General features: G+C 73.9%; 14 protein-coding genes. All 14 read left to right on the plus strand.

The features are described from left to right. Nucleotides 1–159: 159 nt before the first annotated feature. Nucleotides 160–1,821, plus strand: a complete 1,662-nt coding sequence (arc, locus tag LEP48_RS09230; protein ID WP_225565297.1) for a proteasome ATPase — start codon at nt 160–162, stop codon at nt 1,819–1,821. A 128-nt stretch (nt 1,822–1,949) separates the two neighbouring features. Continuing rightward, entirely contained in the window at nt 1,950–3,629 is a 1,680-nt protein-coding gene (gene dop / locus LEP48_RS09235; protein ID WP_225565411.1) for a depupylase/deamidase Dop, read from the plus strand. A gap of 159 nt (nt 3,630–3,788) precedes the next feature. After that, the gene (locus tag LEP48_RS09240; protein WP_225565298.1) at nt 3,789–3,986 is read left to right on the plus strand and encodes a ubiquitin-like protein Pup; all 198 of its coding nucleotides are present in this window, start codon (nt 3,789–3,791) and stop codon (nt 3,984–3,986) included. Between the two features lie 6 nt (nt 3,987–3,992). Then, nucleotides 3,993–4,919 carry a proteasome subunit beta gene (prcB, locus tag LEP48_RS09245; RefSeq protein WP_225565299.1) on the plus strand — a complete coding sequence of 309 codons (927 nt, stop codon included), beginning with the start codon at nt 3,993–3,995 and terminating at the stop codon, nt 4,917–4,919. Further along, nucleotides 4,916–5,638, plus strand: a complete 723-nt coding sequence (prcA, locus tag LEP48_RS09250) for a proteasome subunit alpha (RefSeq protein ID WP_225565300.1) — start codon at nt 4,916–4,918, stop codon at nt 5,636–5,638. Before prcB ends, prcA begins: the two co-directional genes overlap by 4 nt. Before the next feature lie 40 nt (nt 5,639–5,678). Next, nucleotides 5,679–7,040, plus strand: coding sequence for a Pup--protein ligase (gene pafA, locus LEP48_RS09255; protein WP_225565301.1), 1,362 nt, complete (start codon nt 5,679–5,681; stop codon nt 7,038–7,040). A gap of 74 nt (nt 7,041–7,114) precedes the next feature. Beyond that, a complete protein-coding gene (locus LEP48_RS09260) occupies nt 7,115–8,113 on the plus strand; it encodes an FKBP-type peptidyl-prolyl cis-trans isomerase (protein WP_225565302.1) in 999 nt (332 codons plus the stop codon). A 123-nt stretch (nt 8,114–8,236) separates the two neighbouring features. Then, nucleotides 8,237–9,010 (plus strand): imidazole glycerol phosphate synthase subunit HisF, encoded by a 774-nt coding sequence (gene hisF / locus LEP48_RS09265; protein WP_225565303.1) that lies wholly within the window; start codon nt 8,237–8,239, stop codon nt 9,008–9,010. Between the two features lie 28 nt (nt 9,011–9,038). Continuing rightward, the gene (locus LEP48_RS09270; RefSeq protein ID WP_225565304.1) at nt 9,039–10,970 is read left to right on the plus strand and encodes an ABC transporter ATP-binding protein; all 1,932 of its coding nucleotides are present in this window, start codon (nt 9,039–9,041) and stop codon (nt 10,968–10,970) included. Beyond that, entirely contained in the window at nt 10,967–12,763 is a 1,797-nt protein-coding gene (locus tag LEP48_RS09275) for an ABC transporter ATP-binding protein (protein WP_225565305.1), read from the plus strand. Before LEP48_RS09270 ends, LEP48_RS09275 begins: the two co-directional genes overlap by 4 nt. A gap of 101 nt (nt 12,764–12,864) precedes the next feature. Continuing rightward, complete coding sequence (gene hisI, locus LEP48_RS09280; protein WP_225565306.1) at nt 12,865–13,242, plus strand: phosphoribosyl-AMP cyclohydrolase; 378 nt, start codon at nt 12,865–12,867, stop codon at nt 13,240–13,242. Between the two features lie 133 nt (nt 13,243–13,375). Next, a complete protein-coding gene (locus LEP48_RS09285; RefSeq protein WP_422723821.1) occupies nt 13,376–14,986 on the plus strand; it encodes an anthranilate synthase component I in 1,611 nt (536 codons plus the stop codon). Next, nucleotides 14,983–15,714: a Trp biosynthesis-associated membrane protein gene (locus tag LEP48_RS09290; protein ID WP_225565307.1), complete on the plus strand. Its 732-nt coding sequence runs from the start codon at nt 14,983–14,985 to the stop codon at nt 15,712–15,714. Before LEP48_RS09285 ends, LEP48_RS09290 begins: the two co-directional genes overlap by 4 nt. Nucleotides 15,715–15,754: 40 nt before the next feature. Continuing rightward, nucleotides 15,755–16,033 carry an HGxxPAAW family protein gene (locus tag LEP48_RS09295; RefSeq protein WP_225565308.1) on the plus strand — a complete coding sequence of 93 codons (279 nt, stop codon included), beginning with the start codon at nt 15,755–15,757 and terminating at the stop codon, nt 16,031–16,033. The last annotated feature ends 10 nt before the right edge of the window (nt 16,034–16,043 follow it).

A 16,043-nucleotide genomic window follows, 5' to 3' on the forward strand; every position in this document is an offset into this window, starting at 1 on the left:
GGGTCACCGCCCGGTCACGGTCGCGTGACCGTGGCGTGAAGGTCGGGCCGCTCCGTGAAATGAACGTCCCCCCGTCCGCGTTCCGCTCTAGGGTGCTGTACCGGGGCCGCTCTCCCGCCCGGGGGACCCGGCCACCCGCGCCGCACGAGAGGGGATGCGATGACCGAGCCCGTTCGTCCCGAGCTCCACCCGGAGCCGTCCACGCCCGCCGCACCGAGCAGGGACGCCCAGCTCGCGCTCCTCGCCGCGAAGAACGAGCGTCTCGCGGAGGCGCTGCGCGCCGCGCGCGACCAGATCGTCGAGCTCAAGGGCCAGATCGACGACCTCGCCAAGCCCCCGGGCACCTACGCCACCTTCCTCGCCGCGCACGAGGACGGCAGCGTCGACATCTCGTCGGCCGGGCGCAAGATGCACGTGCAGTCCAGCCCGGGTCTCGACACCTCGGAGCTGCGGCCCGGCCAGGAGGTCAAGCTCAACGAGGCCATGACGGTCGTGTCCGCCGGCGGCTACGAGCGCACCGGCGAGCTGGTGACCATCAAGGAGGTCCTCGACGACGAGCGGGTGCTCGTGGTGGGGCGCACGGACGAGGAGCGCGTCGTGCGGCTCGCCGGGTCGGTCGCCGCTGCCGCGCTGCGGGTCGGCGACGCGCTGACGGTCGACGTGCGCAGCGGGTTCGTGTTCGAGGTCGTGCCCAAGTCGGAGGTCGAGGAGCTGGTCCTCGAGGAGGTCCCCGACATCGCGTACGAGGACATCGGCGGCCTGGGGCCCCAGATCGAGCAGATCCGCGACGCCGTCGAGCTGCCGTTCTCTCACCCCGACCTGTTCCGTGAGCACGGGCTGCGCCCGCCCAAGGGGGTGCTGCTCTACGGGCCGCCCGGGTGCGGCAAGACGCTCATCGCCAAGGCTGTCGCCGCCTCGCTCGCCGCCACCGTCGCCGGCACGCGCGGGGGCGATCCGGGCGCCAAGAGCTACTTCCTCAACGTCAAGGGCCCCGAGCTGCTCAACAAGTACGTCGGCGAGACCGAGCGGCACATCCGGCTGATCTTCGCGCGGGCACGCGAGAAGGCGTCGCAGGGCATGCCCGTCGTCGTCTTCTTCGACGAGATGGAGTCGCTCTTCCGCACCCGCGGCACGGGGCTCTCGTCCGACGTCGAGACCACGATCGTGCCGCAGCTGCTCGCCGAGATCGACGGCGTCGAGCGGCTGGACAACGTCATCGTCATCGGGGCCTCGAACCGCGAGGACATGATCGACCCCGCGATCCTGCGCCCGGGCAGGCTCGACGTGAAGATCAAGATCGAGCGGCCGGACGCCGAGGGCGCCACGGAGATCTTCGGCAAGTACCTCACCCCGGACCTGCCGCTGCACCCGGACGACCTCGCCGAGCACGGCGGCAGCCCGGCGGAGGCGGTCGAGGCGATGATCCGCAGCGTCGTCGAGCGGATGTACGCCGAGGACGAGGAGAACCAGTTCCTCGAGGTGACGTACGCGTCGGGGGACAAGGAGACCCTGTACTTCAAGGACTTCAACTCCGGCGCGATGATCCAGAACGTCGTGGACCGGGCCAAGAAGTCCGCCATCAAGGACTTCCTGTCCACCGGCCAGCGAGGCATCCGCGTCGAGCACCTGCTGTCCGCGTGCGTCGACGAGTTCAAGGAGAACGAGGACCTGCCGAACACGACGAACCCCGACGACTGGGCGCGCATCAGCGGCAAGAAGGGCGAGCGCATCGTCTTCATCCGCACGATCGTCCAGAAGAAGGGTGGCGACGGCGCCCCACGCACCATCGACACGGTGACCAGCACGGGGCAGTACCTGTAGCCGGCCGGCACCTCCCGCCAGATCGAGGTACCCGTCTCGAGATCGACCTCCTGAAGGTCGATCTCGAGACGGGTACCTCGATCTCGCGGTGGGGAACCTAGGGTGGTGACGTGAGCGTTCGTCGCGTGATGGGTATCGAGACCGAGTACGGCGTGCTGTCCCCGGGCAAGCCGCTGGCCAACCCCATGCTCATGAGCTCCCAGGTGGTGATGACGTACCGCTCGCTGGCCCCCGGGCCGGGGGCACGGCCGCCGGCGCGCTGGGACTACGACGACGAGGACCCGCTGCAGGACGCGCGCGGGTTCCACCTGCAACGTGCCTCGGCGCACCCGTCGCTGCTCACGGACGACCCGGCGCAGCCCGCACCGTCGGGGCCGGTGGCCGGTGAGGCGCCGGCGGCCGCGACGGGCAGCCCCGCGCGGGCGGCACGCCGCGACCCGCGCCGGTCCGAGCCCGAGGAGGTCGAGCGGGCCTCGGTCGAGGAGTACGACGACCCGAGCGCCGCGAACTGCATCCTCACGAACGGCGCGCGCCTGTACGTGGACCACGCCCACCCCGAGTACTCGTCGCCGGAGGTCACGGGCCCGCTCGACGGCGTGCTGTGGGACGTCGCGGGCGAGCGGGTGATGCTCGAGGCGGTCCGCGCGCTGGCGCAGGTGCCGGGCGGCGAGATCGTCCTGTACAAGAACAACGTCGACGGCAAGGGCGCGAGCTACGGCACCCACGAGAACTTCCTGGTCGACCGAGCCCTCCCGTTCGGCACGCTGGTGGACGTCCTCACCCCGTTCCTCGTGACCCGCCAGGTCTTCGCCGGCTCCGGGCGGGTCGGGCTCGGCCCGACGGGTGCGGAGCCCGGCTTCCAGCTCTCGCAGCGCGCGGACTACATCGAGGCGGAGGTGGGCCTCGAGACGACGCTGCGCCGCCCGATCGTCAACACGCGCGACGAGCCGCACGCCGACAGGTCCCGGTGGCGGCGGCTCCACCTGATCATCGGCGACGCCAACCTGTTCGAGGTGGCGACCTACCTCAAGCTCGGCACGGCCTCGCTGGTGCTGTGGGTGGCCGAGCACCTCGACGAGCTCGCCGCGGCGGGCGTCGAGGCGGGTGCCGAGCTGACGGCCCTGCGGCTGGCCGACCCCGTCGCCGACGTGCAGCGGGTCTCGCGCGACCTCACCCTCGCGGCGCCGCTGGAGCTCGCGGACGGGCGCCGCCTCACGGCCCTGGAGGTCCAGGTGGCGTACGCGGACCTCGTGGCGCGCGCGCTCGACGTGCTCGGTGGCGACCAGGTGGGCGACGACGGCTCGCGCACCGTCGTCGAGCGGTGGCGGTCCGTGCTCGAGCGGCTGGGCAGCGACCCGGCGTCGTGCGCCCGCGAGGTGGAGTGGGTGGCCAAGCGCCGCCTGCTCGAGGGCCTGCGGGCGCGCGACGGGCTCGCGTGGGACCACCCGCGGCTGCGCACCCTCGACCTGCAGTGGACGGACGTGCGCCCCGAGCGGGGCATCTACCACCGGCTGGTGGCCTCGGGGGCCGTGGAGCGGCTCGTCGACGAGCAGCGGGTGGCGGACGCCGTGCACCATCCGCCGGCCGACACCCGCGCGTGGTTCCGGGGTGAGGTGATGGCGCGCTACCCGGACGAGGTCTCCGCCGCGAGCTGGGACTCGGTCATCTTCGACGTGGCCGGCGCGCCCGCTCTCCAGCGGGTGCCGATGCTCGACCCGACGCGCGGGACGCGGCGGCACATCGGCGCGCTCCTCGACGCCAGCCCCGACGCGGCGGCGTTGCTCAAGGGGCTGCGCGGCGACGGCTGAGGCCGCCGCGCGGACGCTGGTCGCGACGCGGATTGCGCCCTGGGCGCAACAGGGGTGGACGTCGCCGCGCATTGTTACCACCAGCGCATAGGCTGGCGACGCGAGACTCTCCCGGAGCCTCCCTCTCCGGGAGCTCCGCAGCAGCGAAGGAGGCGGACCATGGCCGGTCAGGAACGGATCAACCCGCAGCACGAGGACCGCACGCCCGACGACGACGCGGGCGCTCCCGCCCCGGCCGCCCCGCAGGCGACGGAGCGCGACGCCGAGGTCGACGCCCTGCTGGAGGAGATCGACGAGGTGCTGGAGTCGAACGCCGAGTCGTTCGTCCGGGGCTTCGTGCAGAAGGGCGGTCAGTGAGGCTCCATGACAGGTTCCGCTGACACCTCCGGACGGCTCCCGGACGCGTTCCTGCGTCCGGGGTCGTCGTCGTTCGTCGACTTCCTGGCCGCGCACTCGCCGGACCTGCTCCCGGGACGCCGTCCGGCGTCGGGCTCCCCGGCCGGTGCCGGCGACCCGCTCGCACCGCACGCGACCACGATCGTGGCACTGACGTTCGGCACCGACGGGGCGGACGGCGAGGCCGGCCGCGGCGTCGTGATGGCGGGGGACCGCCGCGCCACGATGGGCAACCTCATCGCCAGCCGCGAGATGGAGAAGGTCTTCGCGGCCGACGCCTACTCCGCGGTCGGCATCGCCGGGTCGGCGGGGATCGCCGTCGAGCTGGTCCGCCTCTTCCAGCTCGAGCTGGAGCACTACGAGAAGATCGAGGGCTCGCTGCTGTCGCTGGACGGCAAGGCGAACCGGTTGTCCACGATGATCCGGCAGAACCTGCCGCTGGCGATGCAGGGTCTCGCGGTGGTGCCGCTGTTCGGCGGCTACGACCTGGACCGCCGGGCCGGGCGCATCTTCAGCTATGACGTGACGGGCGGGCGCTACGAGGAGCACGACTACCACTCCGTCGGGTCCGGCTCGGTGTTCGCCCGCGGGGCGCTGAAGAAGCTCTGGCGTCCCGGCCTGGACGCCGACGGGGCGATCGCCACGGCGGTCGAGGCGCTCTACGACGCCGCCGACGACGACAGCGCCACGGGCGGGCCGGACACGGTCCGCCAGGTCTGGCCGGTCGTCGTGACCGTGACCGCGGGCGGCGTGCAGCACGCCCCCGACGACCAGCTCGCCGAGATGGTCGAGGCGATCGTGGCCGAGCGCCGTACCGCGCACGTCGCGGCGCACGGCGACCGCCCGGCGGCCCGTCGCCGCACGGGCCGCGAGCAGGGGGGTGCCCACGCATGACGATGCCGTTCTACGTCTCGCCCGAGCAGCTGATGAAGGACCGGGCCGACTTCGCGCGCAAGGGCATCGCCCGCGGGCGGTCGGTCGTGGTGCTGGTGTACGACGACGGCATCCTGTTCGCGACGGAGAACCCGTCCCGGGCGCTGCACAAGATCTCGGAGATCTACGACCGCATCGCGTTCGCCGCCGTGGGCAAGTACAACGAGTTCGAGAACCTGCGGGTGGCGGGCGTGCGCTACGCCGACCTGCGCGGCTACTCCTACGACCGCACGGACGTCACGGCGCGGGGGCTGGCGAACGCCTACGCCCAGACGCTGGGCACGGTCTTCACCACGGAGTCCAAGCCGCTGGAGGTGGAGCTGGTGGTGGCGGAGGTGGGCGCGACGCCCGCCGACGACCAGATCTACCGGCTGTCCTACGACGGCTCTGTGGCGGACGAGCACGGCTTCGTCGTCATGGGCGGCCGGGCGGAGCAGCTGCACGAGCGGCTGGCGGGCGCCTGGAGCGAGGGCATGACGCTGCCGCAGGTGTTGGGCGTCGCGGTGCGCACCCTGGGCAGCGTCGGCGCGGACGGCGCGCTGGCGACGGAGGGCGCGGAGCGAGAGATCGCCCCGACGGGGCTCGAGGTCGCCGTGCTGGATCGGCACCGTGACCGGCGGGCGTTCCGCCGGCTGCACGGCCCGGCGCTGGCCGGGTTGCTCGACCAGCACGACGAGTAGCGGGTCGACGACGAGGCACGGCTGAGGGAGAGGGGACGGCGTGGACCGCAGGATCTTCGGTCTGGAGACCGAGTACGGCGTCACGTGCGCGGCCGACGACGGGCGCGGCCTGTCCGCGGACGAGGTCGCGCGCTACCTGTTCCGCAAGGTCGTGGCGTGGGGGCGCTCGTCGAACGTGTTCCTGCGCAACGGGTCGCGGCTCTACCTCGACGTCGGATCCCACCCGGAGTACGCGACCGCCGAGTGCGACGACGTGCGCCAGCTCGTGGCGTACGACCGCGGGGGCGAGCGCATCCTCGAGGGGCTCGTGGCCGACGCCCAGCAGCGTCTGGAGCACGAGGGGCTCGCGGGCAAGGTGCACCTGTTCAAGAACAACACCGACTCCGCGGGCAACTCCTACGGCTGCCACGAGAACTACCTCGTGCGGCGCCAGGGCGACTTCTCGCGGCTGTCCGAGGTGCTGGTGCCGTTCTTCATCACCCGGCAGGTGCTGACCGGGGCCGGCAAGGTGCTCGCCACGCCGCGGGGGGCGGTGTACTGCCTGTCCCAGCGCGCGGACCACATCTGGGAGGCGGTCTCCAGCGCCACGACGCGCTCGCGCCCGATCATCAACACCCGCGACGAGCCGCACGCGGACGCCGAGAGCTACCGCCGCCTGCACGTCATCGTGGGCGACTCCTCGATGGCGGAGCCGACCACCATGCTCAAGGTCGGCGCCACCGACCTGGTGCTGCGCCTCATCGAGGCGGGCGTGCCCATGCGCGACCTCAGCCTGGAGAACCCGATCCGCGCGATCCGGGAGATCAGCCACGACTCCACGGGCCTGCACCCCGTCCAGCTCGCGAACGGGCGCACGGCCACGGCGGTCGACATCCAGTTCGAGTACTTCCAGCGGGTGCGCGAGCACGTCGACGCGCACCTCGACCCCACGCCCGTCGTCAAGCAGGTCCTCGACCTGTGGGAGCGGGGCCTGCGGGCCCTCGAGTCCGGCGACCTGACGATGGTCGAGCGGGAGCTCGACTGGGTGATCAAGCTGCGGATCATCGACCGCTACCGCGCCAAGCACGGCCTGGAGCTCGACGACCCGCGCATCGCGCGCCTCGACCTGGCCTACCACGACATCTCCCGCACCGAGGGCCTGTACAACCTGCTGGCCGCCCGCGGGATGGTGGAGCGCGTGGTGACGGACCTGGAGGTCTTCGAGTCGACGGCCGTGCCGCCGCCCACGACGCGGGCCAAGCTGCGCGGCGACTTCGTGCGAGCCGCGCAGGACGCCCGCCGCGACTACACGGTGGACTGGGTGCACCTCAAGCTCAACGACCAGGCGCAGCGCACCGTGCTGTGCAAGGACCCGTTCCGCAGCGTCGACGAGCGGGTGGAACGGCTCATCGAGTCCATGTAGTGGAAGAACCGCCCGGGATGTACGCCCGGCGGCCGTCGCCCGGGCAAGGGTGGTTGCCGTGGCAGAATGTCGCGGTGCCTCGCCGTGCGACCCCCCTGCTGGCCCTCCTTCTCGGCAGCACCCTTGCCCTGACCGGGTGCTCGTCGTCGGTGCTGCGCGAGCTCACGCCCACCCAGACGCCGTCGCAGGCTCCGGTGCAGGTCTCCGGGGCGGTGGGCGAGCCGCCGTCGCTGGACTACGGCGAGCCGTACACGGTGGTGCAGCCGGGGTCGCGCACGATCTGGCCCGGCACAGGCCATCCCGTGGCCGACGGCGAACCGGTGCTGCTCAACATGCACGCCGAGGACGGCACCGACGGCGCCGTGATCTCGAGCACGTTCATGGACGCGCCCGCCTGGTACACGATGTCGCCGGAGTCGCTGGGGTCCAACCTCTACGACACGCTGCGGGGCCAGCGGGTCGGCGCGCGCCTCCTGCTTGTGGAGGAAGACGGTGGCGTCCCGGTGATCCTCGTGATCGACGTGCTGCCCACCCGGGCCGCCGGCAACGAGGTGCCCACGGTGGAGGGCCTTCCCGAGGTCGAGCGCGCCGACGACGGCACGCCGTACGTCAAGATCCCCGAGGACGCGAAGGCTCCCGGGGACCTCGTCGTCCAGCCGCTGGTGCGCGGGAGCGGCCCCCAGGTGCAGGTGGGGCAGGTCGTGACGATGCGGTTCACCGCGGTGCGCTGGAGCGACGGCCGCGCGTTCGACTCGACGTGGGAGGCCGGGGCCCGGCCGCAGTCGGCCACGATCGGCATCGGGCAGCTCATCGAGGGGCTCGACGAGGGCCTGCTCGAGCAGACGGTGGGGTCGCAGGTCATGATCGTCGTCCCGCCGAGCCTCGGCTACGGTGGCACCAGCAGCGACCTCGCGGACCAGACGCTCGTCTACGTCGTCGACATCCTGGACACGCACTTCCAGGTGACCGACGCCGACATCGTCCCAGAGGACGAGACCGAGGAGCAGCCGCCCGAGGAGGACTCGGAGGAAACCTCCGAGGACGAGGCGTCCGACCGCGCGGACGAGGGCTGAGCCCGCAGGTCCGCGACCTCGCAGGCCCGGGTGATCCCGCCCGGGCGAAGACCAGACCACGACCCGCGCAAGACCAGCACCCGCGCAAGACCAGCACCCGCCGAAGACCAGGAGCGTGAGCCCGTGCCTGTGGCCGTCCGTGTGATCCCGTGCCTCGACGTCGACGCCGGCCGGGTGGTCAAGGGGGTCAACTTCACCCGTCTCCGCGACGCCGGCGACCCGGTCGAGCTCGCGGCCCGCTACGACGCGGAGGGTGCGGACGAGGTGACGTTCCTCGACGTGTCCGCGTCGTCGGGGGAGCGGGAGACGATGGTGGACGTCGTGCGCCGCACGGCGGACCAGGTCTTCGTGCCGCTGACGGTGGGTGGCGGCGTGCGCACCACCGACGACGTGGACCGGCTGCTGCGTGCGGGCGCGGACAAGGTGGGTGTCAACACGGCCGCGATCGCACGCCCGGAGCTGATCGCCGAGATCGCGGCGCGCTTCGGGAGCCAGGTGCTCACCCTGTCCGTCGACGCGCGCCGCGTCACCGGGGGCACGACGACGCCGTCGGGCTACGAGGTCACCACCCACGGCGGGCGCCGGGGCACCGGCATCGACGCGGTGGAGTGGGCCGAGCGGGCCGCCGGGCTCGGTGCGGGCGAGATCCTGCTCAACTCGATGGACGCCGACGGGACCACGTCCGGTTTCGACCTCGAGATGCTCACGGCGGTCCGCGCGCGGGTCGACGTGCCGCTGATCGCCTCGGGCGGTGCGGGCACGCCCGCCGACTTCGTGGCGGCGGCCCGGGCGGGGGCGGACGCGGTCCTGGCGGCCAGCGTCTTCCACTTCGGCACCCTGACGGTGGGTCAGGTCAAGGACGCCATGGCCGCGGCAGGCATCGAGGTGCGGCAGTGACCGGCACGCCCCTGACGCGCAGGGCCCGATGACGGACGAACGCACCACCGCGGCCCTGCAGGGGTCGCGGTGGCGCCGCTCCGTGGCGCTCATGTGGCGCGGCCTGCGCGCCGAGCCGCGCCTCTACGTGCTCGCCGTCGGGTCGTCGGCGGTCTTCGGCGCCCTGACGGTGGCGGTGAGCCGAGCCGTCGGCTGGGCGACCGACACCGTCGTGGTCCCGGCGATCGGCGGCGACGTCGAGGCCCAGGACCGGCTGTGGCAGGCGGGCCTCGTGCTTGCCGCCGTCGCCGTGACGCTCGCGCTGAGCGTCGCCGGGCGCAGGATCTGGGCGGGGCTCGGCTTCGCCGCCCTCCAGGCGCGCCACAGGCGGGGCGTCACGGCGCAGTACCTGCGGCTCCCGATGTCCTGGCACCGGGCGCACCCGGCCGGTCAGCTGCTGTCCAACGCGAGCGCCGACGTGGAGGCGGCGACCGGCGTCTTCAACCCGCTGCCGTTCGCGCTCGGTGTCGTGGTGATGATCGGCGTCGCGGCCGGGATGCTGCTGTCGATCGACCTGTGGCTCGCCGCCGCTGCGCTCGTGGTGATCCCCGCGGCAGTGGTGGTCAACCTCGTGTTCCAGCGCTTCATGGCGCCTGCGGCGACGCGGGCCCAACAGCTGCGGGCCGAGGTCGCGGACGTCGCGCACGAGTCCTTCGAGGGCGCGCTGCTCGTCAAGTCGCTCGGCACCGCCGACCGCGAGGAGGCCCGCTTCGCGGACCGTGCCCACGCGCTGCAGGCCGCCAACGTCCGGGTCGGCGTGGTGCGTGCGTTCTTCGACCCGGTGATCGAGCTGCTGCCGTCGCTCGGCACGCTGGTGGTGCTCGGCGTGGGGACCTGGCGCGCGTCGACCGGCGCGGTCGAGGCGGGAGACGTCATCACCGCGGCCTACCTGCTCACGGTGATGGCCGTGCCGGTCCGGGCGTTCGGCTGGGTCCTGGGGGAGCTGCCGAGGGCTCTGGTGGGCTATGAACGGATCGCCCGGGTGCTGGACGCGCGCGGCGTCCTGCCGTCCGGGTCACGGGCCCTGCCGCGCACGGCGGGCGGGCTCGCCGTGCGGCTCGACGGCGTGGGCGTCGACGTCCCCGCCGCGGGCGGTACGGCTCGGCTCCTGGACGACGTCGACCTCGAGGTCGGCCCGGGGCAGACCGTGGCCGTCGTGGGCAGCACCGGGGCGGGCAAGACCACCCTGGTCTCGCTGCTGGCCCGGCTCAGTGACCCGACGCGCGGCCGCGTGCTGCTCGACGGCCTGGACCTGCGGGACCTGCTCGACGGCGAGGTGCCCGCCCAGGTCGCGCTCGTGGCCCAGCAGACGTTCGTCTTCGAGGACACGGTGCGGGCCAACGTGACGTTGGCGGACGTCCCGGACGTCCCGGACGGGGCGGACGTACCGGACGACGCCGCCGTGTGGGACGCGCTGCGCACGGCCCGGCTCGACGACCTGGTGCAGGGCCTGCCGGGCGGGCTCGACGCCTCGCTCGGGGAGCGCGGCGCGAACCTCTCGGGCGGCCAGCGCCAGCGTCTGGCGATCGCGCGGGCCCTGGTGCGTCGTCCGCGGCTGCTGGTGCTCGACGACGCGACCTCCGCCGTCGACCCGCAGGTGGAGTCCGAGATCCTGCGGGCGCTGCGCGGCACGGCGGGCGACGGCTCCGCGGTCACCGTCGTCATGGTCGCCTACCGCATGTCGTCGGTGGCGCTCGCGGACGTCGTCGTGCACCTGGAGGGCGGCCGCGTCGTCGACGTCGGGACGCACCGCGAGCTGCTGGGACGCGATCCGGGATACCGCTCCCTCGCCACGGCCTACGAGCAGGAGACGGCCCGCCGGGCGCGGGAGCGCGCGGACGAGCTCGCCGTCGGCGACGAGACCGAGGCGACGGCGCCAGATGCGCCCGTCGCCGCGACGCCGAAGGGGCGGACCCGATGAGCGACTCACGGATCGCGTCAGCGAGCACCCTCGGCGTGCTCGCGACGCTGCGGCGCGGCGTCCAGCTCTCCCCGCAGATCGTCCAGGGGCTGTGGCTCACCCTCGGGCTGGCGGTGCTCGCCGCGAGCGGTCGGGTGGTGGTCCCCCTCGCGGTGCAGCGGACCGTCGACGAGGGGATCGGCGCCACGGGCGGGCCGGACGCCGGCCGGGTCGCGCTGTTCGTGGCCCTCGCGGCCGGTGCCCTCGTCGTGGCCGGGCTGTGCTCGGCGATGGTCAACGTCCGCCTCTTCCGCAGCACCGAGGCGGGACTGGCCGAGCTGCGCGTGCGGGCCTTCCGGCACGTGCACGACCTGTCCACCCTCTCGCAGGGCACCGAGCGGCGCGGCGCGCTCGTCTCGCGGGTGACCTCCGACGTCGACACGATCTCGCTGTTCGTCCAGTGGGGCGGGATCATGCTGCTCGTCTCGTCGCTGCAGGTGCTCGTCGCCACGGTGCTCATGGCCGTGTACTCGTGGCAGCTCACGGTGCTCGTCTGGCTGTGCTTCGTGCCCCTGGTCCTGGTGCTGCGGCGCGCCCAGCGGCACGTCAACGCGGCCTACACGACGGTGCGCGCCAAGGTCGGGGCGATGCTCGGCGCGATCTCGGAGGCCGTCGTCGGCGCCGAGACGGTCCGGGCCTACGGCGTCGGGCGCCGCACCGGGCGGCGTGTCGACGCCGCGATCGAGGAGACGCGCTCGGCGCAGGCCAGGGCCCAGGTGCTGGTGGCGTCCGTGTTCTCCGGCGGCGTGCTGGTCGCCAACCTCGTCCTCGCGGTCGTCGTGGTGGTCGGCACGCTCCTCGGCGTCGGCGGGGAGCTCACCGCCGGCCAGGTCGTGGCGTTCCTGTTCCTCGTCCAGCTCTTCACCGGGCCAGTCCAGATGGCCACGGAGATCCTCAACGAGCTGCAGAACGCCGTCGCGGGCTGGCGGCGCGTGCTCGCCGTGGTGGAGACGCCCCTGGACGTCGTCGACCCGCCCGACGGCGTCGCCAGCGAGCGAGGGCCGGCGGCCCTGACCCTGCAGGGCGTGCGGTACACGTACCCCGAGGGTCCGGAGGTGCTGCACGGCGTCGACCTGGAGCTCCCCGCCCGGACGCGGGTGGCGGTCGTGGGGCGCACCGGGTCGGGCAAGACGACGATCGCCAAGCTGGTGACCCGCCTCATGGACCCCACCGCGGGGCAGGTGCTGCTCGACGGCGTGGACCTGCGCGACCTGGGCCTCGCCTCGCTGCGCGACCGGGTCGTCCTGGTGCCCCAGGAGGGCTTCCTCATGGAGGGCACGGTCGCGGACAACGTCGCCTACGGCCTGCGCGACGGTACCTCGGGGGCGGACGACGTCGCCGCGCGCGTGTCGGACGCGTTCGAGGCGCTGGGACTCGCGGACTGGGTGGCGGACCTGCCGGCGGGGCTGGGGACCCAGGTCGGCCAGCGCGGCGAGGCGCTGAGCGCGGGGGAGAGGCAGCTCGTCGCGATCGCGCGGGCCTACCTGGCCGCGCCCGACCTGCTCGTGCTGGACGAGGCGACGTCCGCGGTCGACCCCGCCACCGAGGTTCGCATCGCGCGTGCGCTGGACTCCCTGACCGCGGGCCGCTCGACGCTCACGATCGCCCACCGGCTGTCGACGGCGGAGGCGAGCGACCTCGTGGTGGTCGTCGACGACGGCCACGTCGTCGAGGTGGGTCCGCACGACGAGCTCGCCGCGGCCGGCGGGGTGTACGCGCGGATGCACGCGAGCTGGGTGGCGCAGACGAGGTGAGTGCCACGGCGGTGCGCCGCGGCGCCCGTGCGGCCGGCGCCGGGACGGCCCGCGCCGGGACGGCGGGCCCGGGTCCGCGCGGGGCGTGTCAAGATGCTGGGGTGCAGCCAGGTACCAGCCCCCGCTCCGACCTCGACCCCGCCGTGGCCGACCGTCTCAAGCGTGACGAGCACGGCCTCGTCGCCGCGATCGTGCAGCAGCACGACTCCGGCGAGGTGCTCATGCTCGGCTGGATGGACGACGAGGCGCTGCACCGGACGTTGACCACCGGGCGCGTGACGTTCTGGAGCCGGTCGCGCGAGGAGTACTGGCGCAAGGGCGACACCTCCGGGCACGTGCAGCACGTGCGGTCGGTCGCGCTGGACTGCGACGGCGACGCCCTGCTCGTGCGGGTCGACCAGGTCGGGGCCGCCTGCCACACGGGCACCAGGACCTGCTTCGAGGCCGGGGGCGACCTCGGTGCCGTCGTCGGCGACTGAGCCACCGGCCGCCGCCCTCCGCCAACCCTTGGTCCGCACGGCTCCACCCCGCACGGCTCCACCCCGCTCAGCTCCACCCCGCTCAGCTCCACCCCGCACAGCCCGACCCCGCCGACCCGCACAGGAGAGTCCCTTGACCTCGCCCGCCGTCACGCCGAGCGCGCCCCAGGCGCCCACGCCCGCCACGACCCCGGCCGCCCCCACGGCGGCCGAGCTCGCGTGGGGCGCGACGTGGCCGGGCCTGGCGACGTTCCGTGAGCTGGCCCGCGACCGCCGTGTCGTCCCCGTCGTGCGCCGCGTGCTCGCCGACGACGTCACCCCGGTCGGGCTGTATCGCACGCTCGCCCAGGGGCGCCCCGGCACGTTCGTGCTCGAGTCCGCCGAGACGTCCGGCGGCTGGTCGCGCTGGTCGTTCGTCGGCGTGGACTCCCGGGCCACGCTCACCGCGCGGGGCGGCCAGGCCGTCTGGTCAGGAGACGTCCCCGTGGGGATCCCCACGTCGGGCGACGTCGTCGAGGTGCTGGGAGCGGCGCTCGAGGCGCTGCGCACCCCGCCGATCGAGGGCCTCCCGCCGCTGACGGGCGGCCTGACGGGCGCGCTGGGCTGGGACGTCGTGCGGCACTGGGAGCCGACCCTGCCCGCCCGGGCCCCGGACGAGCTGGGCGTGCCGGAGGTGGCGCTGAGCCTGGCGACCGACCTCGTCGCCGTCGACCACCACACCGGCGCCGTGTGGTTGATCGCGAACGCGATCAACGGCGACGGCACCGGCGAGCGTGTCGACGAGGCGCACGCCGACGCCGTCGGCCGGCTCGACGCCATGGCGGCGGGGCTGGCCGCGCCGGTGGCGCCCGTGCGCACGGTGCTGCGCGACCCGGCCGAGGTTCCCGAGCCCGAGCTGGAGTTCCGCTCGACGCGCGCGGAGTTCGAGGCCGCCGTCCGCGCCGGCAAGGAGGCGATCCGCGAGGGCGAGGTGTTCCAGGTGGTGGTGTCCCAGCGCCTCGACCTCGACTGCCCCGCGGACCCGCTCGACGTCTACCGTGCGCTGCGCAGCATCAACCCGAGCCCGTACATGTACTACTTCCGTCTCACCGGCCCCGACGGCGCGGAGTTCTCCGTCGTCGGGTCGAGCCCCGAGACGCTCGTCAAGGTCACCGACGGGCACGTCACGACGTACCCGATCGCGGGGTCGCGGCCGCGCGGTGCCACGGTCGAGGAGGACGTCGCGCTCGGGGAGGAGCTGCTGGAGGACCCCAAGGAGCGGGCCGAGCACCTCATGCTCGTGGACCTCTCCCGCAACGACCTGGTCAAGGTCTGCGAGCCGACCTCGGTCGAGGTGGTCGAGTTCATGGTGACGCGGCGGTTCAGCCACATCATGCACCTGTGCTCCACGGTCGTCGGCCGGCTGCGCCGGGGGGCGACTGCGCTCGACACCCTGCGCGCGACCTTCCCCGCGGGCACGCTCTCGGGTGCGCCCAAGCCGCGCGCGATCGCCCTCATCGACAGCCTCGAGCCCGCCTCGCGCGGCGTCTACGGTGGCACCGTGGGGTACTTCGACTTCGGCGGCAACATGGACATGGCGATCGCCATCCGCACGGCGCACATCCGTGACGGGCGCGCGTCCGTGCAGGCGGGCGGCGGGATCGTCGCCGACTCCGTGCCGGCGCTCGAGTACGAGGAGTCGCGCAACAAGGCGGCCGCGGCCGTGCGGGCCGTGCAGCTCGCCACCCGGTTCGGCACGCTGTGAGCGGCGACCTCGGCCGCGGTCCGTTGCGCGCCCGCTCCCGCGCCGTGTGGGCCGTCGTGGCGCTCGGCGGCCTGCTGCTGGCGACCGCCGGGCCCACCTGGCTGAGCACGACCGTGTCCACGGCCCTGGCGGACGTCGTCCCGGTCGAGGTCACCGGGACGAGCGCGACGCCCGCCGTGGGTGCGGCTGGGCTCGTGGTCGTCGCGGGCGGGCTCGCCCTGGCGATCGCCGGGCGGGTCGCGCGGTGGGTGGCCCTGGTCGTGGTCGCGCTCGCCGGACTGCTGTCCTCCGTCTCGGCCGTGGGGATCCTCGCCGACCCCGTCCCCGCGGCGACGACCGGTGCGTCCGCGGTCGCCGGGGTGACGGACCTGACCTCGCCGGTGTCGCTCACCGCGTGGCCCTGGCTCACCGCCGCGCTGGGGGTGCTCGTCGCCGTCGTCGCGGTGCTCGCGGCGCTCGGTGCGCCGGCGTGGGGGACGACGTCGGGGCGGCACGAGCGCGCGGGCGCCGCCTCCCCGGCAGGCGACGGCGCGCCGACGGCGGCCGCCGTCGGGCCGGCAGCCGGCGCCGGACCGGACGCCGGACCGGACGCCGGACCGGACGCCGGACCGGGTGACGGAGTCCCGGGCGCAGCGGGCGGCGAGCCCGGCCACGCGCACGACGCGCACGACCCGCACGACGCCTGGGACGCGCTGTCCCAGGGCACGGACCCCTCCGCGGACCGCTAGGCTGGACCGCGCGCATCACGTGACGAAAGGCAACGACTCCATGACCGACAACCGCAACGCCGAGGTCGCCTACCTGCCCCCGGCCGTACCGCCCACCAACCACGGTCACACGACCGCCGCGTGGACCGCCATGATCGGTGTCATGGTCGGCACCGTCGTCGCCGCGATCGGGTTCCTGCCGATGGTCTCCACCACGGTGTTCTGGGCGGGACTCGTCGTCGTGGCGGTCTCCCTGGTGGCCGGCCTCGTGCTGCGCAACATGGGCTACGGCCAGCCGAAGCCCGGCGTGACCCCGAAGCGGGCGAGCGCCTCGCACTGAGAGCAGCCCC

Source organism: Isoptericola luteus, assembly GCF_020297055.1.
Taxonomy (GTDB): domain Bacteria; phylum Actinomycetota; class Actinomycetes; order Actinomycetales; family Cellulomonadaceae; genus Isoptericola; species Isoptericola luteus.